The following is a 25,509-nucleotide window of genomic DNA, read 5'->3' as shown; positions in this document are numbered from 1 at the left end:
AGAAAGTTGCACTTAAAATATACGCGAATGGTCAATAACGCCTAATCAAGTTGTAAATATTGTCTTAACCACGGCATTACCACTTCACGGGTCAGTGGTGCCAACAAAGTATCTCGATCATCCAAATCCACCCACTTCATTTCAGCAATTTCAGCAGCAATTTTTGGGGTCTGATCAAGCTGCACCCAATACACATAACTCACTAAACGGCAATCAGGTTCATTGGCCGTTGCTGTTTCATAGCGACCAATAAATTGTTGAATTTTCGCCTGACAGCCAATTTCTTCTGCAATTTCTCGCAACATGGTCATTTCAGGTGCTTCATTAGGTTCTAACTTGCCACCGACTTGCATAAAACATGCGGTGTGCTGTTTACGTACCACCAATAACTGATGTTTTGCATTCAAAATTATTGCGGCAGCAACGGTAATAATGTTGCTGTTGATCTCAGTCATTTTATTTCACCAATTCCTGCTGCACCCACTCTAGCTCAGGCACTCCCCATTTCATTTCAGGGGCACGATATTGTTCAAATCGCTGTAAAATATTGTCAATACAGTTCGATACAATCAATGCCTCACAAAAACGTGGCTGAGTAAAACCTTTTTCAGAGGTCTGTCTTAAAAACTTCAGCAAATCATCATAAAAGCCATCAACATTTAAAAAAGCACAAGGTTTCGAGTGAATGCCTAATTGTGCCCACGTCCATTGCTCAAAAATTTCTTCTAACGTTCCCGAACCACCTGGCAAAGCAATAAAGCCCTCGGCCAATTCTGACATTTTTATTTTACGGGCGTGCATGTTTTCAACAATATATAATTCAGTCAAATGCGGATGCGCCAATTCATACTCTGCCAAACTTTCAGGCATAACGCCAATTGCACGGCCGCCTGCTGCCAAAGTACTATCTGCCACCACCCCCATTAAGCCTGAGCGCCCACCGCCATAAATTAAAGTTTTGTCTTGTGCAGCCAGGGTTTCCCCCACTTTTCGTGCATTTTCAACAAAAACAGTATCTTTTCCTGAGGCAGAACCACAGAAAATAGCAATTGACGACATCATTTTTTCACCATGTTATCTGGCTGTCATGCCATAAAATTAAACTTCAGGGAGATTTTTAAATAAAATAGCATTCTGAGCAGTGTATTTAGTAAGATCCTTGTCTAAAATACACCCATCCACACAATCCATACTGCGCAAGGAGAAAAGACGAATGCTTGAAGCCTTTTATGCCACAGAGCGCGGTAGTCTGGAAGATGCCACCATTAACGGTGGTTTTGATTTGCATCCAGATCTGGTCTGGATTGACCTCATTGCCCCTTCACAAGAAGAACAGCAATGGGTACTAGACGCATACTCACAAAATTTACCCACTTTAAAGTCTCTAGAAGACATTTCATCTTCGGCGCGATTCTACCGTGATGATGACGGTATTTTACACATAAGCACCTATTTTTTAACGAAAAATAAAAACTATCAAGTCGATGGCGAAACTGAAGATCATTCCAGTATTTTAGCTACCGTACAAACCGTTGCCTTTATTTTACATAAAGAACGCCTATTTACCCTACGTGGTGAAAAATTAGTGGCATTTCGGGCATTTCGGGCGCGTGCACGACGTAACGACTACGAAATTGATTATAAAGACCCGACTTGGGTACTTTTAGGCTTGCTTGAAGCCAAACTAGACGAACTTGCGGATATCTTAGAAGATATCCACAAGGACTTAGAAAAATATTCCACAGAAGTTCTGAATAACCGTCATCGTGAGCAAATTTTAGACCTCGATGACATGATTACCCGACTGGCACAATTAGAAGACATGCTTGGAAAAGCTCAACTGTGTTTGATTGATTTACGTCGCGTCCTGACCTTTTTGGCACGTCCGCGCGCGTTGGGCAGTCATATTTATGATGCCGACATTCGAGAACTCAGTGAAGATGTACGCTCACTGGTCGAACACGATGCCTTCTTATTCCAGAAAGTACGTTTCTTACTCGACACAACTTCGGGCTTCATTAACACTGAACAGAACGACACCATTCGTCGATTCTCGATTTTACCCAGTATGTTAGCGCCACCGATGCTGGTTGCTAGTGTTTATGGCATGAACACCGACGTGTTGCCTTTTGCCAAAGGGGCCACCAGTTTTATTGTAGTCAGTATTATTTTATTAGGCTTCTTTATTGGCCCATTAATTTATTTTAGATGGAAAAAATGGATTTGATTCCTTGCTCACTCCTTTAGAAGAGATTTGCAATCCCACCTACTTGTTGAATACAGCAAGAAACTCAACGCAATAAAAAAGCACCTTACAAGAAGGTGCTTTTTGGTGGTTTTTCAGTTTAGGCGAGCAGCTGTAAATCATCTTGCAAATGACAGGCTTGAATGATCTTCATCATTTTTTCAGGAACCGCTTTAAACTGTAAGCCTTTGGCTTCAGGTGTCTGACGCAACCATTGTACCAAAACAGCCAAAGCTAAAGTGCTCCCCTGTTGCAGCTGCGCCAAATTGACCACTAAAGGTAACTGCTGCTGACGAATCAACTGCAGACCTTTTTGGTAATATTGCTCTGCATTACTGAAATCTATTTTTCCAGAAACGCATAATTCCTGATTTGATAATTCAATCACGCCACACCTAACCTATTTTTTCTTTTCAACCGCAGCTTCTGCATCTGGTTTAAAGGTTGCAATGGCTTTATCAATATTGCCACCATTACGCTTCACGTTTGCCGCGAACTGGTTACGGAATTGCAAACCTAAATCAATACCCGAAACGTTAATGTTTCGGATTTTCCATTGGCTACCTTTATCTGCCAACTGGAATGACACAGGAATTTTTTCACCATTATGCAAGAAATCAATAGTCACCACTGGGTTCTTACTGTTGGTCGCCTTATAAGGACGCATGGTGTAGCTTTGGTTGCTAAATTTCGCAAACGCTGTGCCATAATTCTCAATTAAAGTTTCACGGAAGTTTTTCTCAAACTGCGCGCGCTGTGCTGCTGAACTGTATTGGTTGGTTGCATAAGTACCCATCACAATACGGGTAAATGCTTGCGCATCTACATACGGATCAAGGTTTTGACGCACAATCGTTTTGACCAATGCTGGATTGTTCTGCAATTTAGCATGATCTGCTTTTAAACGTGCAATCAAGCTATCGGCAACTTTTTTCACAAAAGCTGGTGGCGCCTCTGCAGGTGCAGCAAATGCAGTTCCTGCCAACATGGTCGAAAGTACACTTACCGCCAGAGTTTGCTTTAAAAGTGTTTTCACGGACAATCTCCTTCATTACTCAACAAATGACACTTCTGCATCTGTTGTTTCAGCTGTCGCTGTATCTTTATCTGCGTCTGACGCTGCGCCGGATGTTTTCGCTGCACCGCCAGTAATAAACTTACTGATTAAATCTTCTAGATCCATGGTGCCTTGCGTGTTGGCAATTCTTTCACCACGCTTCACAAAGTTCAAACCACCACCTGGAACCACTTTGAGATATTTCTCACCCAATAGACCATTTGTTGCTACCATTATATAAGCATCTTCATCAATACTGGTGATGGATTTCATGTTGCCTAACAGTTGTTGTTCCATTTCTTTTTGTTGCTGAGGACTTGCGTCTTGGTATTCTGCACTGTAGCGCAACTCTTCAAGTGCATAATTTTGCACTGTTTTCAGTTGTTCAGGATTAAAACTGGTCAACTTGCCATCGAGTTCAAATTCAACTGTCGCCAAACGTGATACAGGATCTAAGCTAATATCATGAACACGCCCAATCGTGACACCGCTCATGGTGACTTTAGCGCGTGGTTTTAAACCATTCACGTTGTCGAATGTTGCAGTCATATTATAACTGTCGCGCAAATTGGTACCCACCAATCCACTGACTTTCATGGCCAAGAAAAATAATGCAATGCCTGTCAAAATGACAAATACACCTACGGCCAGCTCACTTGTACGTGATTTCATTAAACACCTCCGAACATGACCGCAGTCAACACAAAATCAAAACCTAAAACACATAATGAAGAATACACCACGGTTCGTGTGGTCGATGTCGCAATGCCTTCCGATGTAGGGACACAGGCATATCCTTGATATACTGCAATCCAAGTACAAATAAATGCAAAAACAAAACTTTTAATAATGGTACCGTTGAAAATATCTTTATAAAACTGGACGTTGCTTTGCATACCACTCCAGAAAGAACCTTCATCGACACCTAGAAAATCGACCCCAACCATTTTACCGCCCATAATGCCAACCGCAGCAAAAATAATGGACAGCATCGGCAGGCTGATAATTCCCGCCCATAAACGTGGTGACACGATACGTTTGAGTGGGTCTACCCCAATCATTTCCATACTGTCCAATTGCTCTGTAGCTTTCATCAGACCAATTTCTGCAGTTAATGCAGAACCTGCACGTCCTGCAAATAGAAGTGCAGCCACTACAGGCGCAAGCTCACGTAACAAAGTCAAAGACACCATGGTGCCTAACATGGCTTCTGAACCGATATTGACCAAAATAGAGTAGCCTTGTAAGCCCAATACCAGACCAATAAATAATCCTGAAACCGCAATAATCAATAATGACATCACGCCAACACGGTACATTTGGTACAGGAATAACTTCACCCCAAGCAGGGTTGGCATTGAAAACAGAATTTGCAACAACATTTGGGTGGCGACACCAATGCCACGAACACGCTCAATGACGCGTTGACCTAGTGCGGCAATAGCATTCATGAACGCACCTCATCACTTAAATAAGCCCGATGGCTAAATTGATAATCGACTGGCCCTTCGGCAGCGCCTGTTAAGAACTGACGCACAAATGCTGATTCATGCTGTTTTAATTCTGCAGGTGTACCTTCACCCTGAATCACGCCTTCCGCAACAATATAAATATAATCAGCAATGGATAAAGTTTCAGCAACATCATGCGAGACAATGATGGTGGTTAAATCTAACGCTTCACGCAACGAACGGATTAATCGGGTCAACACGCCTTTTACAATCGGGTCTTGCCCGGCGAACGGTTCATCGTACATGATCAATTCAGGGTCTAACGCAATTGCACGTGCCAGTGCCACACGACGGTTCATCCCGCCTGAGAGTTCTGCAGGCAGGAGTTGTTCTGTACCACGCAAACCGACTGCTTCGAGTTTTAAAGCCACCAGCTCCGCAATTAAATGTTCAGGTAACTGGGTATGTGCACGCAATGGAAATGCAACGTTTTCATATACGCTCATATCAGTAAATAGCGCACCACTTTGGAATAACATGCCCATACGTGCGCGCGCAGCAAACAACTCCTGGCGCGACATTTGCGCAAGATTTTTTCCATCTAGAAGAATATCACCATGATCGGGAGTCAACTGACCGCCAATCAACCGTAATAATGTAGTCTTACCTGTACCTGAAGGTCCCATAATGGCAGTAATTTGACCACGGCGAATCTTTAAACTGACATTTTCATAAATGACACGTTTTCCTCGTTTAAAGCTCAGTTCATTGACTTCAATCAATGACGGCTCATGTTGAGGCATTGGATTATTCATAGCTGAGGGTTTTCCTGCATTTTTTCAGCACGCATACTATAAAGGATTGAAGCGCAAAATGTTATCTAGCAAATTTTTAAAAAATGTGCGCATATTGTTCAAGCAGTCTTATTATTGTTATTTAAATCACTTTTAGGACAGCAACAATTTAAAAGTAAGAAGAAATAATATAATACACTAAATTGCATAAAATGAGTGCTAAACCAATAAACGGCATCATTCCCTCTCTCGTCTGCATAAGCAATCGTAAGCTACTGATGTTCATAATTAGCAAATAGAGTTAAAAACGTGACCTATTATACATTTTATTTATCTAAAGCAAAAATTTTTATCATAAAAAACCAGCGCTGAGCACTGGTTTTTCTTTATACAAATTGCTATCGCGGTCTTAGTCGTTAAATTTACGACGTGGACGATCAAAACCACCTTCACGGCGTGGACGATCTGAATTGAACTCGCGACGTGGACGATCTTCGCCACCAAAAGAACGCTTAGGACGATCATCAAACGAACGTGGTTGACGGTCACCAAAACCACCTTCACGACGTGCAGGACGATCACCAAAATCACGTTTTGGACGATCACCGAAGCTACCTTCACGACGTGGTTTGTAGTCTACGCGGTTGCCGCGGTTGTCATCATTCGCATCAAAACGCGGCTTATCGTTGAAGCCACCTTCGCGACGCGGACGGTCTGAATTAAATTCACGACGTGGACGATCTTCAAATGAACGCTGTGGACGATCACCGAAACCACCTTCACGGCGTGGACGATCTGAATTGAACTCACGACGCGGACGATCTTCAAATGAACGTTGTGGGCGATCACCGAAACCACCTTCACGGCGTGGACGATCTGAGTTGAACTCGCGACGCGGACGATCCTCACCAAATGCAGGACGTTCGCCACGTGGTTTGTCATCAAAGCTGCGACGTGGACGATCTTCACCGCCTTCACGACGTTTAAAGTTGCTTTCGCCTTCAAAACGACGACCGCCACCAAAACCGCCACGACCACCGCGACCGCCATCACGACGACCACGACCACCGTCACGACCAGAACGTGCTGGAGGTGGAGATGGCTCTAAACCTTCAATTTCTGAAACGCTTAAACGTGCATCTAAGAAATCTTCTAACGCACGGATTTTGCCGCGCTCACGGTAAGTTGCCAAAGTAATCGCGTTACCAGTACGACCCGCACGACCTGTACGACCAATACGGTGTACATAGTCTTCATTTTTCATTGGTAAACCGAAGTTAATCACGTGAGAAATAGTTGGTACGTCTAAACCACGTGCTGCAACGTCTGTTGCAACCAAGATTTTTGCACGACCTTCACGAATGCTGCGTAAACGACGGTTGCGAACGGTTTGTGGCATTGCACCGTGTAGTGCAACAACCGAGTGACCCGCTTCAGCCAATTCTTCAGCCAACATATCGGTATCTTCTTGAGTAGATGCAAATACAACCGCTTGATCTACACCTTCATCAGATAACCAATGTGACAATAATTTTTTCTTGTGCTCGAAACCATCAGTCCAGTGTAAAGTCTGGGTGATGTCCATGTTGGTTGAGTGACCTGTTTCAATCGCAATACGTACAGGCTCATTCATCATGCGTTCTGCAAGTGTGATAATACGGCTTGCAAAAGTTGCAGAGAACATTAAGGTTTGCTTACGGTTAGCAGCTAAATCGCTAATCGCTTCTAGGTCTTCAGAGAAGCCTAAATCGAGCATACGGTCAGCTTCGTCTACAATTAAGGCATCAACTTTATCAAGTTTGATTTGACGACGGTTCACCAAGTCAAGTAAACGACCTGGAGTCGCTACAACCACTTGCGCACCTTTTAATTGTTGGATTTGCTTACCAAAAGGCATACCACCCATAATTGCTGCAATACGTACACCTTTCATGTGACGTACAAATGCAATCGCATCTTGGCTAACTTGTTGAGCCAATTCACGTGTTGGGCAAAGCACTAAAATTGAAGGCTGAGTAATAGCTTTCATACGCTCTTTAAATGGTACGAAAGTGTCTTGGCTCGCCAATACGTTTAAAGTTGGGAGTAAAAATGCAGCAGTTTTACCAGAACCTGTTTGGCTAGATACCAATAAGTCTTTACCTTCAAGTGCCGCTGGGATCGATTGTTCTTGAACAGGAGTCGGCGTAGTAAAGTTCAAGCCTTCTAAAGCTTGTTGTAAAGATTCATGTAAAGAAAAATCAGCAAAAGTTTTGCTCATAGAGATTTTCACCCTGAAAATGGGTGCTCCATTAAATAAAGTCAGATGGACATCGGCAAAAAGCGGTACAGCAATTATCGCTGACAATTTAAGATTCAGCGGCGATCCGAGTAACGACGATGTGATATAACGCACGCATGATTACGGCTTAACCTGAAGGAATCGCTTTAGCGATTGGGGCGCGAGATATCGTCCTCTCTTTGGACCGCACGCGCATACACAATGATTAGAAGAGAAATGTTCAGGTAATGAACAGAAATTAAGTGCGTGCGCGAATTATAGCAGGATTATTTTAAAAGTCACCTCATTTAATCGACTTTGGCTGTTTTTTGTGTAAACAGTGATAGATTGTGCTTTTATGACCAGTATGCAGACGACAACAACAGATTTAAAACCGGCAGTTTTAGACCATTAGCTAAAAGAAAAGCCCTCAGGATGAGAGCTTTGCTAAATGTCCTATTTAGGTACTATAAATACGATCAGCTGATTATTTCGCTGCTTCGCCCCAAGCTGGAACAACCGCTTGCATGAGTGGTTTTAACATTTTCATTGAACATGCTAAAACTTGACCATTTTCCATAGAGTCGCTGCCACCACGTGCATCGACCACAGTACCGCCCGCTTCTTTCACAATTAACTCACCCGCAGCAATATCCCACGGTTTTAAGCCAAGTTCAAAATAGCCATCTAAACGACCTGCAGCCACATAAGCCAAGTCCAATGCAGCAGAACCTGCACGGCGGTATTGAGCGCCTGCTTCTGTCACATTCAATAAACTTTCAAAATGGTTTTTGGCATAAGAAACAATTTCGCCATCACGCTTGGCACGATAAGCATGACCCACTGCCAAGAAAGTGTTATCTAAACTGTCTTTTACATTTACACGAATACGACGTTGATTCATCATCGCACCACGGCCACGGCTCGCAGAGAACAATTCATCTTTTACAGGATCGTAAATAACACCGTGCTGTGTCACACCTTTGTGTTGCACTGCAATGGAAATACAAAAATGAGGGAAACCGTGAACAAAGTTTAAAGTGCCGTCTAGAGGATCAATCACCCAACACCAGTCGGCATCGTGACCTTTACCTTCCTGCATACCAAATTCTTCGCCCAAGAAGCTGTGATTTTTATAACTTTTACGTAAAGTATCAATGGTCAATTGCTCGAGGTAACGATCTACGCGCGTTACAGGACCATCAATGCCTTTTTCTTCGACTTGTAGATCGAGTTTATGACGATTCTGATGCGCTTTTAAAAGCTCTTGACCAACTGTTTGAGCCGCACGCGCAGCCATCACCACCATAGGTTCCATTGAACACCCACTACAAATTTGAAGAGATTGATAAAGAATAATGCATGAAAGCCCCAATATTTTAGCAAATATTGAGGCTTTTGGGGAAGAAGTGTTGCTAAAAATTAATTCAATATAGATTGATGCAGTATTTGCCAAGCATTTTGCATTGATTTTTCAATGCCTTGTGCATCTAAACCTGCCTGTTGCAGCATTTGACCATGTGTCGCTTGTTGCATAAAGCTATCTTCTAAACCTAAATGAATAATCGGTTTGACAATCTGGGCCTTCGCCAAGTATTCACTCACGGCACTGCCTGCACCACCCATAATCGCATGCTCTTCTACAGTGACGAATAATGCAGTGCTGTCTGCAATCTCAGCTAACAGTTTTTCATCCAATGGCTTCACAAAACGCATATTCACCACACGTACTGCGACATCATGCTGCTGAGCAAATGCTTCTGCCGCCTCAACTGCCGCTTGCACACGGCTACCAAAAGCCAGCACTGAAATATAGTCATCATATTGTGGATTGAACTGCGCCACAATTTCAGCTTGTCCTAATGGAATTGCTGTCATTTGCTGCTGAATTTCGACCCCTAAACCATGCCCGCGTGGATAACGCACTGCTGCAGGGCCATTATATAAATAAGCCGTATGCAGCATTTGACGACATTCATTTTCGTCTTTTGGCGCCATAATCACGATATTCGGTACGGTACGCATATAGGCGTAGTCGTAAGCACCTGCATGGGTTGGGCCGTCTTCACCCACCAAACCTGCACGGTCGATACCAAAAGTGACATCCAGATTTTGCAAAGCGACATCATGAATCAGTTGATCATAACCGCGCTGCAAGAAGGTAGAATAAATCGCCACCACAGGCTTTAAACCTTCGCAGGCCATACCCGCAGCCAAAGTCACGGCATGCTGTTCGGCAATCGCGACATCAAAATAGCGTTCTGGAAATTTTTTGGCAAATTGCACCATGCCTGAACCTTCGCACATGGCTGGCGTTATGGCCAATAAACGTGAATCTTGTTCTGCCTGATCACATAACCACTGCCCAAATACATCAGAATATTTAGGCGCGCTAACGGGCCCAGCTTTGGCATGAATTTTACCAATGGCGTGATATTTTATTTGATCGGCTTCTGCAGGCGCAAAACCTTTGCCTTTTTTGGTGTAAACGTGAATTAAACGTGGACCTTTACGTTTTTTCAGCGCATTAAACACATGTGTGAGTTGTTCAACATCATGCCCATCGAAAGGGCCGAAATAATCAAACCCGATGGCTTTAAATAAATTGTCTGCAGCTTCAGTGGCGGCACAGTGCAAACGCGAGTTATACGTCCACTTCGGATGTGGCTGCACGTAAGCCTCGCCAGTTTCACTGACATGAACCGACTCACCACGCTCCCAAATCGCTGCAAGATGTTTGGCAAAGCCGCCTGTGCTGCATGAAATTGACATATCGTTGTCATTCAGCACCACCATCATATCGGCCTGATGCGCAACTGCATCATTCATGGCTTCAAAGGCCATCCCTGCCGTCATAGCGCCATCACCAATAATTGCTACCACTTCACATGGGTTTTGCTGATAACGACGTGCCAATGCCATCCCCAAACCTGCAGAAATAGCTGTTGAGGAGTGACCAACACCAAAGGTATCAAAAATAGATTCTTCACGCGCAGGAAATGCAGCCAAGCCATCTTTGGCACGAATGGTGGTGAGTTGCTCGCGGCGTCCTGTCAGGGCTTTATGCGGATAAGCCTGATGACCGACATCCCAAATTAAGCGGTCTTGTGGAGTATTAAAGCAATAATGCAGCGCAACAGTCAGTTCGATCACGCCTAAGTTTGCGCCAAAGTGTCCTCCACTTTGACCTGCGGCATACAAAATGAATTGACGTAACTCATCTGCCACCTGTGGAAGCTGGCTTTGCGCGAGTAAACGTAATTGCTGCGGATGGTCAATCGTATCGAGCAATGGTGTTACAGGGCGTTGAGTTGGAATTTCTGTATACAGCATATGTGGCAAAGCCTTCTAAAGCCTGGCAAATCCTAAGCGAGGTCAATGGGAATTACTCGATCATATAACCGAATGGTATTACCTTCAATCAGCCACATTTCTAGCGATGTAGTTTTGAGCAGTGATTTCAGTTGGGCACACGTTGGGTGGGTAGATTATCCTGAATAATCTCACTATTTATCAACCATTATCGTGCGCTTTATACAAAAAAGAAAATCTTCTGTATAAATTCGTGTTCGCTATTCTACTAATGTCTGGGCATTACGCTATACTTTAAACAATTTATCGACTATTTCACGAGTTAAACAGTGCCGATTAAGTTTGTCGCAACCTCACGATTACCGACCGCATTTGGTGAGTTCAAGATTACGGTATTTCAAGATCCTGAAACTGGCGAAGAACATGTGGCATTATCCAAAGGTTTAGACTCCGCACCTAGCGAACCTGTTTTAGTACGCATCCACTCAGAATGTTTAACTGGCGATGCTTTCGCGTCTTTGAAGTGCGATTGTGGCCCGCAGTTACAAGCTACTCAGCGCCTGATTAATGATGCAGGACAAGGGGTGATTTTATATTTACGCCAAGAAGGCCGCGGCATTGGCTTGACCAATAAAATTCGTGCTTATGCCCTGCAAGATCAAGGACATGACACCGTCGAGGCCAATTTGATGCTGAATTTACCTGCCGATGCACGTCGCTATGACATGTGCAGCATTATGCTAGATCATTTGCAGGTCAAGGCTGTACGCCTAATTACCAATAACCCGTTGAAAATTCAAGCATTGCAAGAACAAGGGATTACGGTGGTAGACCGCGTACCACTCACTGTGGGTTTGAATCCATTCAATGAGGAGTATTTGCAAACCAAGCATGAGCGTATGGCGCACATGTATGATAAAGGTGACTTCTAAGTCACCTTTTTTAATTAGGGATGCCGCAATTTAGACCTGATTTACTTAAATCGTCATCGAAAAAATACGGTTATTTGGCATACGGCGTTTTAAGCGCAAATCAAAGGCCATACAAATATTGCGCACAAAGGGTTTGCCTTTTTCCAGAATTTGAATGCGCTGATCTTGAATCGACAGCAATTCATCTTCTTGCATTTCTTGCAATTGCTGTAATACCTGCTCAATTTCTGCAAAGTTCAGTTCGGGATTAGCCCAAGAGGTTTCAAAGCTGCACATTAAATTCAAAATATGCTGACGAATCACCAAATCTTCCCGATCCAGCACATGCCCTTTAAACACAGGAATTTCATTGCAGGCTAAACGTGCATAATAATCTTCAATGCTTTTTTCATTTTGCGCAAAGCTATACCAACTGTCGCTAATAGATGAAACACCCAAGCCAATCATTAGCTGCGTTTTAGATGCGGTATAGCCCATAAAATTACGATGCAAGGTACCATTTTTAAACGACTGATACATACCATCACTTTCTAAGGCAAAGTGATCCATCCCAATTTCATGATAACCATAGGCCAAAAGACGCTGTTTGCCTTCTTCATAGCACTGACGTTTTAATTCATCTTTAGGTACATCTTCATCTTTAAAACCACGCTGCCCATTGCCTTTAATCCATGGCACATGCGCATAACTGTAAAATGCCAAACGGTCTGGCATTAAACGTTGGGTCTGCTCAATGGTATTCAGTACATCGTCTAGATTTTGAAAGGGCAAACCAAAAACCAAATCATGTGAAATAGAATCATAGCCAATTTCACGCGCCCACTCGGTCACACGTTGCACATGCTCAAAAGGCTGCATCCGATGAATGGCGCGCTGCACTTTTTCATTATAATCCTGCACGCCATAACTGACCCGACGAAAACCCAAGTCATATAAGGCCTGTAAATGTTCGCGGGTGGTGTTATTGGGATGACCTTCAAAACTAAATTCGTGCTGTTCTGCCACTTTGGCTTTTGCCAGAATGCCTTGAATGAGCTGCGTCAAATGTTCGACAGAAAAGAAAGTTGGTGTGCCACCGCCCAAATGAATTTCTTTAATGATGGGAGTGCTTTCGAGCAATTGGCAATATAAGTCCCACTCTTTTAATAACGCCTGAATGTATGGCTGTTCAACTTCATGGCGTTTGGTGACACGTTTATGACAGCCACAAAAAGTGCATAGACTTTCGCAAAATGGCAAATGAATATACAGACTAATGCCTTCGCTGGCATTAGACTCATCAAAAGAACGCTTCAGCGTCTGCTGCCATGCCTCGGCTGAAAAAGTAGCATCATCCCAATAAGGTACGGTTGGATAACTGGTATAACGTGGTCCAGGCACATTGTATTTTTGAATTAAAGAATTTGCCTGCTGTGTCATCCACTCTGCCCCATTCAGTTAATTGCTGCTGACTAAAATTTAGATTGTAAAAACTATTGTGCTGAGCTTAGGCATGGAAATCAACCTAGTCTTTTGCTCGGAATACATGCTGAAATACAAAGCACCTTGCGCAATTGCCTGAGCGATTTGCAGCAAACTGGATAAACCCCTTAATTTTTAGACAGTTTTATGTTTTGATGTAAGCCATTTTATTTTTATCCTGAGGTGGCCATGTCGCATCCTACTCACGCGGATATTCAACGTGTACGTGAATTTCTTCTCGATTTGCAGGCGCGAATTTGTGCGGCTTTAGAACAACAAGAACAGGCAGGTGGCGGAAGCGCACAGTTTGAAATTGATGACTGGCAACGTCCTGAAGGTGGCGGTGGTCGTTCCCGTGTCTTACAAAACGGTACAGTCATTGAAAAAGGCGGGGTGATGTTTTCGCATATCAATATTTCCAAACTGCCTGCTTCTGCAACTGAGCGTCATCCCAATATTGCAGGCGCACCTGCGCAAGCGATGGGTGTATCATTGGTAATTCACCCGAAAAACCCGCATGTACCCACCTCGCACGCCAATGTGCGTTTATTTGTCGCTGAACCTGAAGGACAACCGCCAATTTGGTGGTTTGGTGGTGGTTTTGACCTGACACCATTTTATCCAAATGATGAAGATGTGTTGGCATGGCACCAAACAGCACATGACTTATGTGCGCCTTTTGGCGATCAAGTCTATGCAGAACATAAACAATGGTGTGATGACTATTTTTATTTAAAGCACCGTGATGAACAGCGTGGCGTGGGTGGTTTATTTTTTGATGATCTGAATCAATGGGACTTTGACACCTGTTTCAACTATATTCAGGCGGTGGGTAACGGTTATTTGGCTGCAATTCTGCCTATTTTTGAGCGTAATCGTGACAAAGCCTATACCGAAGCACAACGTGAGTTCCAGCTTTACCGTCGTGGACGCTATGTGGAATACAATCTAGTTTACGACCGCGGCACTTTATTTGGCTTGCAGACAGGTGGACGGATTGAGTCCATTTTAGTCAGCTTACCGAACTTGGCGGGATGGTCGTACCGTCCTGAATGGGCAGAAGATTCCGCAGAGAAAAAACTCACCGACTATTACTTAAAACCACGCGATTGGTTAAATCTCAAGACGAGTTAAAGCTCGCGACTGGTGAAACCTTGCGTACATCGCAGTGTAAAAAAGATCACATTCAAGGTTCAAAAAAGCGATTCTTCCACGAATCGCTTTTTTACTTACAAACTTTATTGCTTATTTTCAAATCAATAAATATGCACAGCATGAATTAACTGTCATGATAGTGCGGATGGATTTTAATAGATGATGTGACCGCGCACCCTATTCGACCATGCACAAATAGGATTTAACTACCCATACATCAAACCATGAGTCAAAGGCGAATTCATCAAACTGTCAAAGCCTTATGTCACACTGCGCCACATCTGTCAGGAGATCCGCATGTTTAGCCCGCTGTTCAAACACAAAATCTTTTTATTTTGGGCAACCTTTGCCATGTTACTTGGCTCAATTTGCATGACCTTTATTTTTGAAAGTCATCTTTCAGATGGCTTAGCCATTAGTAGCAGCATTTTAGCTGGCATTGCCATGTTCGTGATTGCCACTATTTTGGTATTAGAAACCGTTTTAGAGATTTGTAATCCTTAAGTCCAAAGACTCCCACCGTTTTATACCGCCATAGGCTTTAGTCCGCGCTGAATTTGACGTATATTGATGCACATTTCAGCACATGGATTTTGGCAAATGCGCAAACAATTTGCCGTGATTGGCAACCCAATTGAACAATCACGTTCTCCTGAACTGCATCATGCCTTTGCAGAAAAAACAGGCATTGACCTGCAATACAGCAAACGCCTTGCCCCTCTTGATGGTTTTAGAGACAGTGTTGCAGACTTTTTTAGCCATGGCGGCGTAGGCATGAATGTGACCGTACCTTTTAAAGAACAAGCATTTGCTGAATGTGGCGTCTTGACCGAACGAGCCCAAATTGCCAAGGCAGTCAATACCTTGTGGATGCAAGATGGTGTTTTGCATGGCGACAATACCGATGGTCAGGGTTTGGTTGATGCGATTCGTACTTTGGGCTGGAATTTAGATCATAGCGATATTTTGATTATTGGCGCTGGCGGTGCAACCCGTGGCGTAATTTACCCGTTGGTACAAGCAGGTGCAAAAAAAATTGTGATTGCCAACCGCACCCTTGCCCGTGCTGAACAACTAGTTGCCGACTTGCAAGCCGCTGTACCGCAAGCAGAATTACGAGCCATGGCGCTCACCGATTTAACAGGTCATTTTGATTTAGCCATTAATGCGACGTCTGCTAGTTTATCGGGAGATGCACTTACCTTGCCTGAATGTTTGCAATTTAATTTTGCTTATGAAATGGCTTATGGCAAACCTTCAAGCTTTTTACAGCAAGCCAAAGCGCGTGGCGTACCGACCTCAGAAGGTTTTGGCATGCTGGTCGGACAGGCGATAGAATCTTTTTATATCTGGAATGGCGTGAAACCTGAACTAAAAGATTTCATCTAAAATTTTATGCAGCATCCATGACTTTCGATCAAAGGGGCATTATTTCTGCTCCTTAGCTCAAAGTATTTGAAACTTCCTGTGCAAATTAAATGATCTTTTCGCATAAAATTGGGTTAATTGACACCCGTATATCGCCTTAAAACCATATAAATTGCAGCTTATAAAACACAATATACCAAAGTATTAATATTGATATTTGCATTATTAATCAACATGATACAAATAAATCAAAGATATACACCTTGTTATTCTTCACGATTCACGATAAAACTAAACTAATCCTTGTCTAAAAAATTTATTCGCATTTCTGACATTTTTATTCGCTATTCTTATCAATGTTTTTTAATCATGAGTGTGAATAATCAACATATCGATACAGATAATCCAAAACTATTTCTAAATTAGGATTAAGACTATGCCAGCGTATAAAGCCCCATTACACGATATTCGTTTCTTAATGAACGAAGTGCTTGATTACCCAACCCACTACAAAAATCTTTCTAACGGTGAACTTGCGGACGCAGATACAGTCGATATGATTTTGGAAGGTGCAGCAGATTTCTGTGAAAATGTACTTTCTCCCCTTAATCAATCAGGCGATGAAGAAGGCTGTCATTTTGAAAATGGCAATGTGACCACACCTAAAGGCTTTAAAGAAGCTTATGATCAATTTGTGCAAGGTGGTTGGCAAGGTCTGTCTTATCCTGAGCAATACGGCGGTCAAAACTTGCCAATGTCGCTGAACCTTATTAAATCTGAAATGATGGGTACTGCAAACTGGTCTTTCCAAATGTATCCGGGTTTAAGCATAGGTTGTATCAATACCATTATGCAATTTGGTACAGACGCGCAAAAAGATACCTATTTACCACACTTGGTTGCAGGTACTTGGTCAGGCACCATGTGTTTGACTGAACCACAGTGCGGCACCGACTTAGGTCAGGTAAAAACCAAAGCAGAACCGCAAGCCGATGGCACCTATGCAATTTCAGGCACCAAAATCTTTATTTCTGCAGGCGAACATGACCTGACTGAAAACATCATTCATATTGTGTTAGCGCGCCTCCCAGATGCACCTGCAGGCACGAAAGGTATTTCATTATTTATCGTACCGAAATTCTTGCCAACAGCAGAAGGTACGGTGGGCGAACGCAATCCTGTCACTTGTGGCTCAATTGAACACAAAATGGGGATTCGCGCGTCTGCAACTGCAGTCCTAAACTTTGACAATGCCGTGGGTTATTTGATTGGTGAACCACACAAAGGCTTACATGCCATGTTTACCTTTATGAATACTGCGCGTATTGGTACAGCAATTCAGGGGATTTGCCATGCAGAATTGGCATTCCAAGGTGCATTGCCGTATGCCAAAGAACGTATGTCAATGCGTGCACTTTCAGGTAAAAAAGACCCTGAAAAAGTAGCTGATGCAATCATTCACCATGCCGATGTGCGTCGTATGCTATTAACACAAAAAGCCGTAGCAGAAGGTGGTCGTGCCATGATTTATCATGCTGCACAACTGGCAGACAAAATGAACGACGCTTTAATGCGTGGTGATACCGCTGCTTTTGAAGCACATGATGACCATTTAGGTTTCTATACCCCAATCTTAAAAGGCTTCTTGACTGAGTTGGGTTATGAAGCTGCCAACCACGGCATGCAAGTGTACGGCGGTCATGGCTATATTAAAGAATGGGGCATGGAGCAAATTGTACGTGATTCACGTATTTCTACACTATATGAAGGTACAACTGGCGTTCAGGCACTCGACTTGATTGGTCGTAAAGTGTTGTTAAGCTCTAAGGGTAAAGTGATTCGTGACTACACCGCTGAAATTTTGAAATTCTGTGGTCAACACGCACGTAACAAATACATGCGTCGTTTTGCATGGGACTTAACCAAGCTATGTGCTCAATGGAATGCATTAACCGTGCGCATTATGTTGGCAGCTCGTAAAGACCGTGACATCGTATCCAGTGCTTCTGTAGATTTCTTAATGTTCTCTGGTTATGTCATGATGGCTTATTTCTGGGCGCAACAAGCGGCTGTAGCTTCGACCAAATTGGCAGAAGGCAATGGTCAAGAAACGCCTGAGTTCTATAAAGCCAAAATCAAAGTTGCAGATTTCTACTTTGAGCGTTTATTGCCACGCACCCAAGGTCATGCAGAAGCTATGATCAACCCATCTAAAACCATGACTGCATTAGCACCAGAACATTTTAGTTTTGATTACTAAAATATTCTAATTAGATGTAAACCAAAAGAGCGCGTAATGCGCTCTTTTGGTTTTGAATTGTAAACTTCCATCTACAAAATCTTTTTGGAATCATCATTCACAGCTGCCATTTCGACTAATCCCAAAGCATCACAAAAATGCTTCCAACACTGAATTTAAAAACACATGCCCTTGCGCGGTACATGCCAATCGCTTTGGATCATCCTGTAACAATTGCCGCTGACGCAATGTATTTAAAATATCCTGCAAATCTTCCAAATTTAAACCTGTACGGGCAGCATACAAGTTTTCTTCAACCCCATCATTCAGGCGCAGTGCATTCATCATAAATTCAAATGGCAACTCATCGGCTGCAATTGCTTTAAACTGCAAGTTTTCCGCAGGTACTTTGGCTAAGTAATCTTTCGGCAAACGGGTTTTTTGGAAGCGATACACACCATCAGGCAAAGTCACTTTGCCATGTGCCCCCGCACCTATCGCCAAATAATCGCCAAACTGCCAATAATTTAAATTATGTGCAGACGGCAACTCTTTACGCCATGCAGACACTTCATAATTCACAAAACCTTGCGCAGTTAAATAGGCTTCACCCTGCGCTTGAATTTCTTCCAAGACATCATCTACAGGTAAAATTGGCTGAGTGCGGAAAAATACGGTATTAGGCTCAATGGTCAATTGATACCATGAAATATGCGTTGCACCATGTTCCACTGCCAGTTTTAAATCCTGCAGTGCTTGCTGCAAAGTCTGTTCAGGCAAGCCATGCATTAAATCGACATTAATTCGCTGAAAGCCCGCTTCACGCGCCAAGCCAATTGCGGCAATCGCATCATCATTAGAATGAATACGCCCTAATTTTGTTAAATGCTCAGTATTAAAACTTTGCACGCCAATCGACAACCGGTTAATGCCTGCAGCCAAATAATCGGCAAAAGGGTCATGCTCCACTGTACCTGGATTGGCTTCCAACGTAATTTCGCAGTCATCCTCAAAAGCAAGCACGGCTTTCAGCTGTGTAAATAACCATTGATAACCCTGTGCTGAAATCAGCGAAGGTGTACCACCGCCAATAAAGACACTGTGGATTTTTCGACCCTGCGCAAACTGGGTCTGGGTTTTAAAATCTTCCAGCAAAGCCTGTAGATATTCTTGCTCTAAATCTAAACTCAATTTACCGTCAGGCACAGCATGAGAATTAAAATCACAATACGGACACTTACGAACGCACCACGGCATGTGAATATATAAAGATAAAGGAATATCAATGGGATGAAGTGGGTTCAAAGACAGGCTCAATGCAAAATCAAAACAGTGATACAGATTTTAACATGACTACAGCAAGACACCGATGTATTGCCTAGAATTTGCTTTAGACTAGAGTCTATGAAATAAGAAAAAATGTGCAAATGATGAAGATATCCAGCCAATTACTCTTAATTTTGCCACTGGCGATGGGCATCGGGATTGCAATGGCATTTCAAACTGCAATCAACAGCCAATTGCGTGAATATTTATATTCTCCGCTACAAGCTGCCCTTTTCTCTTTTTTGGTTGGTACAATAGTTTTAGCCGTACTGGTATTTTTTCAGCAAGTCGAAAAACCCAACCTCAGCACCTTGCTCAACATTCCTTGGTATTTATGGATTGGCGGATGTTTAGGGGTTTATGCCATCAGCATGAGTATTTATAGTGCTCCCAAACTAAGTTTGCTTACTTTGTCTGGGGTGATTATTTTTGGACAAATGGTCACCTCAATGCTGATTGATCATTTTGGGTTCCTGGGCACTGAAAAAGTTGCTATCAACTGGCAACGTCTTCTAGGTAGCGTAGTGATTTTTATTGGTGTGCTTCTCACTTTACAACGCTAATACCCAAACGCTAAGCACCTCAGCCATTGAGATTTTTTGTGTCAAATATACATTCTGTGACCACGACCCGTTTTGAATTAAAACAGCTTTTTAAACTGATGATTCCAATTTTGGTCACACAATTTGCGCAAGCTGGTTTAGGTCTAATTGATACCATTATGGCAGGTCACATGTCTGCCACCGACTTAGCGGCCATTGCTGTTGGGGTTGGTTTATGGATGCCCATTATGCTGCTGTTCAGTGGCATTATGATTGCCACCACACCCTTAGTCGCCGAAGCCAAAGGCGCACGTACTCCAGAAAAAATTGTCACCATCGCCCGTCAATCTTTATGGATTGCATTTATTTTAGGCGTGATTGCGGGGCTGATTTTACAGTTCATGCCGGCACTATTGCCGTTATTTGGTGTGCCTGAAAATTTACAACCCAAAGCAGGCTTATTTTTACATGCCATCGGTTTTGGGATGCCTGCCGTGACCATGTATGCCGCTTTGCGCGGTTATTCAGAAGCACTGGGTTATCCACGCCCTGTGACCGTAATTAGTCTGTTGGCATTGGCTTTATTGGTTCCACTGAACTTTATGTTTATGTATGGTTGGGGGCCTCTGCCTGAACTGGGCAGTGCGGGTTGTGGTTTTGCCACCGCGATTTTGCAATGGTTAATGTTTATAACTTTGGCATTTTATATTTTTAAAAGTCGCGCCTATCAAAGCACGCAGGTATTTAGCCAATGGGAAGCGATTGATGCGGTCTGGATTAAACGTATTTTGCTGTTAGGACTGCCCATTGGTTTAGCCATTTTCTTTGAAGTGAGTATTTTTAGTACTGCCGCTATTGTGATTAGCCCTTTGGGAGAAACCAAACTGGCAGCACATCAAATTGCCATGTCGGTCACATCTCAGTTATTTATGATTCCCATGTCTTTAGCAATTGCCCTGACCATTCGTATTGGCACATATTATGGCGAACAAAATATTCACGCCATGCGTAAAGTACAAGGCTTGGGCTTTGCAACTGCAACTGTATTTGCCTTTTCCACCATGGTACTGATGTGGTTTTTCCGTCCTGAAATCATTTCAATTTACACCCGCGACCCGCAAGTGGCGCAAGTGACGATGTCTTTATTATTATTTGCGATTGCCTATCAACTCATGGATGCATGGCAAATTAGCGCGGCAGGTTGTTTGCGGGGCATGCAAGACACGCAAGGCCCAATGTGGATTACCATGCTCGCTTATTGGGTTGTGGCCTTCCCCATTGGCGTGTATTTAACCCGTTACAGCAGTATGGGCGCTGCAGGGGTTTGGGTCGGACTGATTGTCGGTTTAAGCATTGCCTGCGTGTTACTTCTGACCCGCTTATATTTCAATAATCGACGACTAGAACGCCAATTTACAGCATAAACCTCAGCCTACTCACCTACATGCCAAAATACGTTTTGGCACGTGGGTCTTGTGATCAAAAAATACTTTAACAATTAAAAGTAGGCATTTTGCTCACGAACACTTATGATCAAAAGATAGTAAAGATGATCTTGAGGAACATCGCATGGCAAAAACGGCGCGTACACCTGGTCGTCGCTTTATGAAACTTGCGAGCATGACAGCAAGTATTGCAACCAAAACGGTATCGAACTCGATTAAAAACCTCACCGCAGATGAAGAACAAAAAAATGCGGCACGCAGCCAATTGTTTCAGGATATTGGTATCCAAATTGCTGATACCTTAGGCGAAATGAAAGGTGCGGTGATGAAAGTCGGGCAAATTGCCTCGCAATATAAAGATATTTTTCCGCCTGAAGTTGCCAAAGCCATCAGTAAATTACAGCGCCAAGCACCTGCCATGCCTTTTGCTGAAATTAAGGCACAAGTTGAAAAAGAACTCGGTAAACCGCTCGACAAAATTTTTAAACACTTTGATGAAACTCCGTTTGCAGCCGCATCTATTGGGCAAGTGCATAAAGCCATTTTACCCAATGGCGAGCAAGTGGTGGTCAAAGTGCAATATCCTGGGGTCGATGAAGCCTGCGAAAGTGACCTGAAACAAGTCCGTTTGGCGCTACGTTTAATGGGCGTACTTAAAATAGACCGCAAATTACAAGACCGTCTATTTCAGGAAATTCAGGAAAGTTTAGATAATGAGCTGAACTACCAAATTGAAGCACAAAACCTAGAAGTAGCGCGTACGTTTCACGCGGCTTTGGATGATAAAATTATTATCCCAAAAGTGTTTAAAGATTATTCTTCACGGCATATTCTCACATTGAGCCTAGAACAAGGTGAAAGTATTGAAACGGCAAGCACATGGCCACAGGGTACCCGTAATACTTTGGGACGACATTTATTGCGTGCCATGGGCCAAGAAATCTTTTATTTAAAACGCTTTCATTGCGATCCGCATCCGGGCAACTTTGCGTTTCGCCAAGATGGTTCTGTGGTGATTTATGATTACGGGGGCGTCAAAACTTTGTCGAATGATGTCGTGCATCATTTTAGGCAACTGATTCATGCTGCACGTGCGCAAGATATTGCCGAAATTGAACAGCATTTACACACACTACAGGCCATTTCTGCATTGGGCAAATTCCCTGAAGATTTATATTTGCAATGGTTAGAAGTGCTGATGCGTCCACTCACCACACATTATGATTTTGCTGAAAATTCTGCGCATCATGATGGCGTTGAGTTGGTCAAAAGTTCCCTGAAATATTGGGATGTGTTTAAGCCTTCTCCCGATACCTTAATGGTGAATCGTACCGTTTCAGGACATTATTGGAATTTAACTCATTTAAAAGTACATGATAATTTAAATGATATTTTTGAAGAACTGGTTCCACCACGAGCTTAGACCCAGCTTTGGACGAAGCAAAGGATGCTGAAAATAAAACCCAATCTGTTTGGGTTTTATTTGCCAAATTAATTGTTATGTTATAACATATTTATAATCACACACTTAGTTTGGAGAAATCTCATGCGTCCAAATATCCACCCTGAATATCGAGAAGTTTTATTTCACGACACCAACGCCAATGCCTATTTTGTGATTGGCAGCACCTTACAAAGCAGCCAAACTAAAGAATATGAAGGCAAAGTATATCCTTATGTAACTTTAGATATTTCAAGCGCATCGCATCCGTTCTACACAGGCGAGCAACGTCAAACCAGCAATGAAGGACGTGTTGCGAGCTTCAACAAACGCTTTGCACGTTTCAAACGCAAAGCTTGAGTTTTATTGCAAAATCTCACAAACACTTCATATTCAGTTAAGCTTTTTGTTTTATATTTTAAACATAGCAAGATTGCTCATCGAAACGATGCGATATCCTCTATCTTCAAAGCCCAAGCACTCTCCTCCAGCTTGGGCTTCTTTTTTATTTGTAATTTTCTTCTACATAACGATTAATCGGGTACAGACCCTAATTTAATGTTTTAAAAACTGTTGAATTACATAAAAACCCAACCCTAAAAACATCACGCCTAAAACCACACTAGAAAGCGCATAACTAAACGCCATCCCCTGCTGTCCATGTCTGAATAGTTGCCAAGTTTCCAAACCAAAACTAGAAAAAGTAGTAAAGCCACCTAAAACACCCACCATCAGTAATAAACGCGCTTCCTGCTGTAAAGCGGGATATTTTTGACTATATGCAAAAAATACACCCGCTAAAAAACAACCGAGTAAATTCACTGTCCACGTGGCCCACGGAAAATGCTGGGTAGATTTAAATAAATACAGGCTGGCAGAATAGCGTAAACTTGCGCCAATTGCACCGCCCATTGCCACCAAAAGCCAATTCATTGTGTTTTGAATCCTAATGAAAAAAAGTGGGATGAATGAACCATCACCGCACAATTAAAGTTTAGTCACACTATACAAGAATCATGATTTTAAATGCCATTTTACACTCAAAAAACACATAGACTTTGCTATAAAAATTGCGCTAGTCTGCATAATATTTTTAGGCACAATGGAGAACAGGATGGCTCAGGAATTATTGGCGCAACTTGAAGCAGGCACTGCAAACTTTACCGATGTGCTTACATTTATTGAAGCACGTTACAACCACACGCCAACTGCTTTTAAAAATGGGCAACAGCTCAACGCTGCCAATGAAAATCAAGGCAGTGCCAAAATCTTTTCATTTGCGAAACTCAATGGCTTAAATCAGGCGCAGACCCTCAGCCTATTTGCAGAACATTATGCTTCGGTACTTGCAACACCTGAAGGGACTGATCATCAAAATATCCGCCAGTTTATGCAGCACGGTTGGGATGGTATTCAGTTTGAAACGCTAGCCCTTAGCGCCAAATAAAAACAATTTTAACCAAGCAAAAACCGCATGAAAGTTAAACCTAATCATGCGGTTTTTTATTAGGGATGTGTACGTTTCACGAGGAGCAATACTGAAGCTATTTACCGTGTTTAAGATGCGGTTTCGGCATGTATCTACAATTCAAACTCTAAACTAAACATCACACTCAGCTTTTTGCTTTTTCAATCCACTGAATTGAACTAACGCGAAATACTTCACAAGCACCATCCCCCGTATCGATTGGTGTAAGAGAGGACGTCCAAACCAAGTCGTGATCTTTCACTTCGACCAACTCACCTTTTAAACGCACCAAATCACCACGTTTTACTTTTTGAATGTCTTTGGCAATTTTTGGGTTAGCAGGAATGATGTGCATATTAGATACCATTTGCATGGCTTGTTCAGCAGGCACAGGTAAACGGTCTATTTTCCAGTTTAAATAGCGGTCATATTGATTGACTGTGATATGACGGGCAATTTCAGGCTCAGCAAACAAGCCCCAACTCACCGCATAATCAATCGGAGAAAATTTGGCTTGGGCATCATCTTGATAGATTTTTGAACCCAAAATCCGAAAATCACCTTTAAAGGGTTGCAACACTTCAATCGACTGACTTTTCAATACAGGAGGCAGACCTTTGGCAATATTACGCTTGACTGAGGCATAGACAGAAAATGGCAAAGCCAGAGTCAGTAACAATGCCGTGAGTTTTAGCGAAATATGTGTGTTCATCTTAAAATCTACCTAACAAATTCATCTATCTATATTTATCTTAATCACAGATTATGAATACAATAGTTGAAATTGGTAACAAAATGCATTCATTCGCTTATTCTGGCATGACCAAAAACCTGTAATTTCAGCTAAGCTTAGGGTCATAAAATCCATAATCAGATCTGCACATGCTCTTTGACATCCTCCTCGACCTAAAGGACGGAGATTCCTACTGCTAGACGCTCATGTCCGAGCGCAAGAATATTCAGTGCGGAATTTACATCCCGATCATGGAGCGTACCGCACTCCACACACTGCC

Annotated in this window: 25 protein-coding genes and 1 pseudogene; 11 read left to right on the top strand and 15 right to left on the bottom strand. The window is 42.8% G+C overall.

All coding sequences use genetic code 11. The features are described 5' to 3' along the window. Nucleotides 1–41: 41 nt before the first annotated feature. Nucleotides 42–455, bottom strand: a complete 414-nt coding sequence (locus L6C30_RS01555; RefSeq protein ID WP_019836876.1) for an NUDIX domain-containing protein — start codon at nucleotides 453–455, stop codon at nucleotides 42–44. 1 nt (nucleotide 456) lies between these two features. Beyond that, entirely contained in the window at nucleotides 457–1,059 is a 603-nt protein-coding gene (locus L6C30_RS01550; protein WP_019836877.1) for a TIGR00730 family Rossman fold protein, read from the bottom strand. Nucleotides 1,060–1,213: 154 nt separating this feature from the next. Here L6C30_RS01550 and L6C30_RS01545 point away from each other — a divergent pair, with 154 nt between their 5' ends. Beyond that, the gene (locus tag L6C30_RS01545) at nucleotides 1,214–2,227 is read left to right on the top strand and encodes a CorA family divalent cation transporter (protein ID WP_230245424.1); all 1,014 of its coding nucleotides are present in this window, start codon (nucleotides 1,214–1,216) and stop codon (nucleotides 2,225–2,227) included. A 118-nt stretch (nucleotides 2,228–2,345) separates the two neighbouring features. Here the strand turns inward: L6C30_RS01545 and L6C30_RS01540 are convergent, their stop codons facing one another. The 8 genes from L6C30_RS01540 to dxs all read right to left on the bottom strand — a co-directional run bounded on the left by L6C30_RS01540 (nucleotide 2,346) and on the right by dxs (nucleotide 11,140). Continuing rightward, on the bottom strand, nucleotides 2,346–2,633 hold the full coding sequence (locus L6C30_RS01540; protein WP_019836879.1) for a lipid asymmetry maintenance protein MlaB: 288 nt from the start codon (nucleotides 2,631–2,633) through the stop codon (nucleotides 2,346–2,348). Between the two features lie 12 nt (nucleotides 2,634–2,645). Further along, a complete protein-coding gene (locus tag L6C30_RS01535; protein ID WP_004974651.1) occupies nucleotides 2,646–3,281 on the bottom strand; it encodes a phospholipid-binding protein MlaC in 636 nt (211 codons plus the stop codon). A 15-nt stretch (nucleotides 3,282–3,296) separates the two neighbouring features. Next, entirely contained in the window at nucleotides 3,297–3,974 is a 678-nt protein-coding gene (locus tag L6C30_RS01530; RefSeq protein ID WP_019836881.1) for an outer membrane lipid asymmetry maintenance protein MlaD, read from the bottom strand. Continuing rightward, nucleotides 3,974–4,753, bottom strand: a complete 780-nt coding sequence (gene mlaE, locus L6C30_RS01525) for a lipid asymmetry maintenance ABC transporter permease subunit MlaE (RefSeq protein ID WP_019836882.1) — start codon at nucleotides 4,751–4,753, stop codon at nucleotides 3,974–3,976. The genes L6C30_RS01530 and mlaE overlap by 1 nt, the downstream gene beginning before the upstream one ends. Next, entirely contained in the window at nucleotides 4,750–5,568 is an 819-nt protein-coding gene (locus tag L6C30_RS01520; RefSeq protein ID WP_026438077.1) for an ABC transporter ATP-binding protein, read from the bottom strand. Before L6C30_RS01520 ends, mlaE begins: the two co-directional genes overlap by 4 nt. Nucleotides 5,569–5,956: 388 nt before the next feature. After that, the gene (locus tag L6C30_RS01515; RefSeq protein ID WP_019836884.1) at nucleotides 5,957–7,807 is read right to left on the bottom strand and encodes a DEAD/DEAH box helicase; all 1,851 of its coding nucleotides are present in this window, start codon (nucleotides 7,805–7,807) and stop codon (nucleotides 5,957–5,959) included. Nucleotides 7,808–8,294: 487 nt separating this feature from the next. Continuing rightward, on the bottom strand, nucleotides 8,295–9,125 hold the full coding sequence (locus tag L6C30_RS01510) for an inositol monophosphatase family protein (protein ID WP_230245427.1): 831 nt from the start codon (nucleotides 9,123–9,125) through the stop codon (nucleotides 8,295–8,297). A gap of 104 nt (nucleotides 9,126–9,229) precedes the next feature. Beyond that, entirely contained in the window at nucleotides 9,230–11,140 is a 1,911-nt protein-coding gene (dxs, locus tag L6C30_RS01505) for a 1-deoxy-D-xylulose-5-phosphate synthase (protein WP_236162856.1), read from the bottom strand. A gap of 308 nt (nucleotides 11,141–11,448) precedes the next feature. On the opposite strand from dxs, the gene ribA reads away from it, so the two are divergent. Beyond that, nucleotides 11,449–12,051, top strand: coding sequence for a GTP cyclohydrolase II (gene ribA, locus L6C30_RS01500; protein WP_236162855.1), 603 nt, complete (start codon nucleotides 11,449–11,451; stop codon nucleotides 12,049–12,051). A 45-nt stretch (nucleotides 12,052–12,096) separates the two neighbouring features. On the opposite strand, the gene hemN is transcribed toward ribA, so the two are convergent. Further along, nucleotides 12,097–13,470, bottom strand: coding sequence for an oxygen-independent coproporphyrinogen III oxidase (hemN, locus tag L6C30_RS01495; RefSeq protein ID WP_236162854.1), 1,374 nt, complete (start codon nucleotides 13,468–13,470; stop codon nucleotides 12,097–12,099). A gap of 231 nt (nucleotides 13,471–13,701) precedes the next feature. Here hemN and hemF point away from each other — a divergent pair, with 231 nt between their 5' ends. The 4 genes from hemF (at nucleotide 13,702) to L6C30_RS01475 (ending at nucleotide 18,295) form a co-directional block, all read left to right on the top strand. After that, nucleotides 13,702–14,646 (top strand): oxygen-dependent coproporphyrinogen oxidase, encoded by a 945-nt coding sequence (hemF, locus tag L6C30_RS01490; protein WP_131260599.1) that lies wholly within the window; start codon nucleotides 13,702–13,704, stop codon nucleotides 14,644–14,646. A gap of 318 nt (nucleotides 14,647–14,964) precedes the next feature. Beyond that, on the top strand, nucleotides 14,965–15,171 hold the full coding sequence (locus tag L6C30_RS01485; RefSeq protein ID WP_004974627.1) for a hypothetical protein: 207 nt from the start codon (nucleotides 14,965–14,967) through the stop codon (nucleotides 15,169–15,171). 96 nt (nucleotides 15,172–15,267) lie between these two features. Next, the gene (aroE, locus tag L6C30_RS01480) at nucleotides 15,268–16,056 is read left to right on the top strand and encodes a shikimate dehydrogenase (RefSeq protein WP_236162853.1); all 789 of its coding nucleotides are present in this window, start codon (nucleotides 15,268–15,270) and stop codon (nucleotides 16,054–16,056) included. A 415-nt stretch (nucleotides 16,057–16,471) separates the two neighbouring features. Beyond that, nucleotides 16,472–18,295 carry an acyl-CoA dehydrogenase C-terminal domain-containing protein gene (locus L6C30_RS01475; RefSeq protein ID WP_236162852.1) on the top strand — a complete coding sequence of 608 codons (1,824 nt, stop codon included), beginning with the start codon at nucleotides 16,472–16,474 and terminating at the stop codon, nucleotides 18,293–18,295. Between the two features lie 129 nt (nucleotides 18,296–18,424). Here the strand turns inward: L6C30_RS01475 and hemW are convergent, their stop codons facing one another. Further along, nucleotides 18,425–19,579, bottom strand: a complete 1,155-nt coding sequence (gene hemW / locus L6C30_RS01470; RefSeq protein WP_236162851.1) for a radical SAM family heme chaperone HemW — start codon at nucleotides 19,577–19,579, stop codon at nucleotides 18,425–18,427. A gap of 122 nt (nucleotides 19,580–19,701) precedes the next feature. Here hemW and L6C30_RS01465 point away from each other — a divergent pair, with 122 nt between their 5' ends. The 4 genes from L6C30_RS01465 to L6C30_RS01450 all read left to right on the top strand — a co-directional run bounded on the left by L6C30_RS01465 (nucleotide 19,702) and on the right by L6C30_RS01450 (nucleotide 23,388). Next, the gene (locus tag L6C30_RS01465; RefSeq protein ID WP_230245433.1) at nucleotides 19,702–20,163 is read left to right on the top strand and encodes a DMT family transporter; all 462 of its coding nucleotides are present in this window, start codon (nucleotides 19,702–19,704) and stop codon (nucleotides 20,161–20,163) included. A 38-nt stretch (nucleotides 20,164–20,201) separates the two neighbouring features. Further along, a complete protein-coding gene (locus L6C30_RS01460) occupies nucleotides 20,202–21,566 on the top strand; it encodes an MATE family efflux transporter (protein ID WP_308444294.1) in 1,365 nt (454 codons plus the stop codon). A gap of 145 nt (nucleotides 21,567–21,711) precedes the next feature. Beyond that, nucleotides 21,712–23,010 carry an AarF/ABC1/UbiB kinase family protein gene (locus L6C30_RS01455; RefSeq protein ID WP_236162850.1) on the top strand — a complete coding sequence of 433 codons (1,299 nt, stop codon included), beginning with the start codon at nucleotides 21,712–21,714 and terminating at the stop codon, nucleotides 23,008–23,010. A 123-nt stretch (nucleotides 23,011–23,133) separates the two neighbouring features. Next, nucleotides 23,134–23,388 carry a type B 50S ribosomal protein L31 gene (locus L6C30_RS01450; protein ID WP_019836896.1) on the top strand — a complete coding sequence of 85 codons (255 nt, stop codon included), beginning with the start codon at nucleotides 23,134–23,136 and terminating at the stop codon, nucleotides 23,386–23,388. A 195-nt stretch (nucleotides 23,389–23,583) separates the two neighbouring features. On the opposite strand, the gene crcB is transcribed toward L6C30_RS01450, so the two are convergent. Then, nucleotides 23,584–23,961: a fluoride efflux transporter CrcB gene (gene crcB / locus L6C30_RS01445; protein WP_019836897.1), complete on the bottom strand. Its 378-nt coding sequence runs from the start codon at nucleotides 23,959–23,961 to the stop codon at nucleotides 23,584–23,586. 181 nt (nucleotides 23,962–24,142) lie between these two features. Here crcB and L6C30_RS01440 point away from each other — a divergent pair, with 181 nt between their 5' ends. Then, nucleotides 24,143–24,475: a HopJ type III effector protein gene (locus L6C30_RS01440; RefSeq protein WP_230245435.1), complete on the top strand. Its 333-nt coding sequence runs from the start codon at nucleotides 24,143–24,145 to the stop codon at nucleotides 24,473–24,475. A 166-nt stretch (nucleotides 24,476–24,641) separates the two neighbouring features. Here the strand turns inward: L6C30_RS01440 and L6C30_RS01435 are convergent, their stop codons facing one another. Beyond that, a complete protein-coding gene (locus L6C30_RS01435) occupies nucleotides 24,642–25,208 on the bottom strand; it encodes a hypothetical protein (protein ID WP_236162849.1) in 567 nt (188 codons plus the stop codon). 194 nt (nucleotides 25,209–25,402) lie between these two features. After that, nucleotides 25,403–25,509, bottom strand: a pseudogene (locus tag L6C30_RS14955) (RNA-guided endonuclease TnpB family protein); the annotation flags it as partial.

It is taken from the genome of Acinetobacter sp. KAM396 (assembly GCF_021602765.1).
In the GTDB taxonomy this organism is placed as follows: Bacteria; Pseudomonadota; Gammaproteobacteria; order Pseudomonadales; family Moraxellaceae; genus Acinetobacter; species Acinetobacter towneri_A.
The sequence above is the reverse complement of the archived record's forward strand: the minus strand, read 5'-3'. Positions and strand labels throughout refer to the sequence as shown.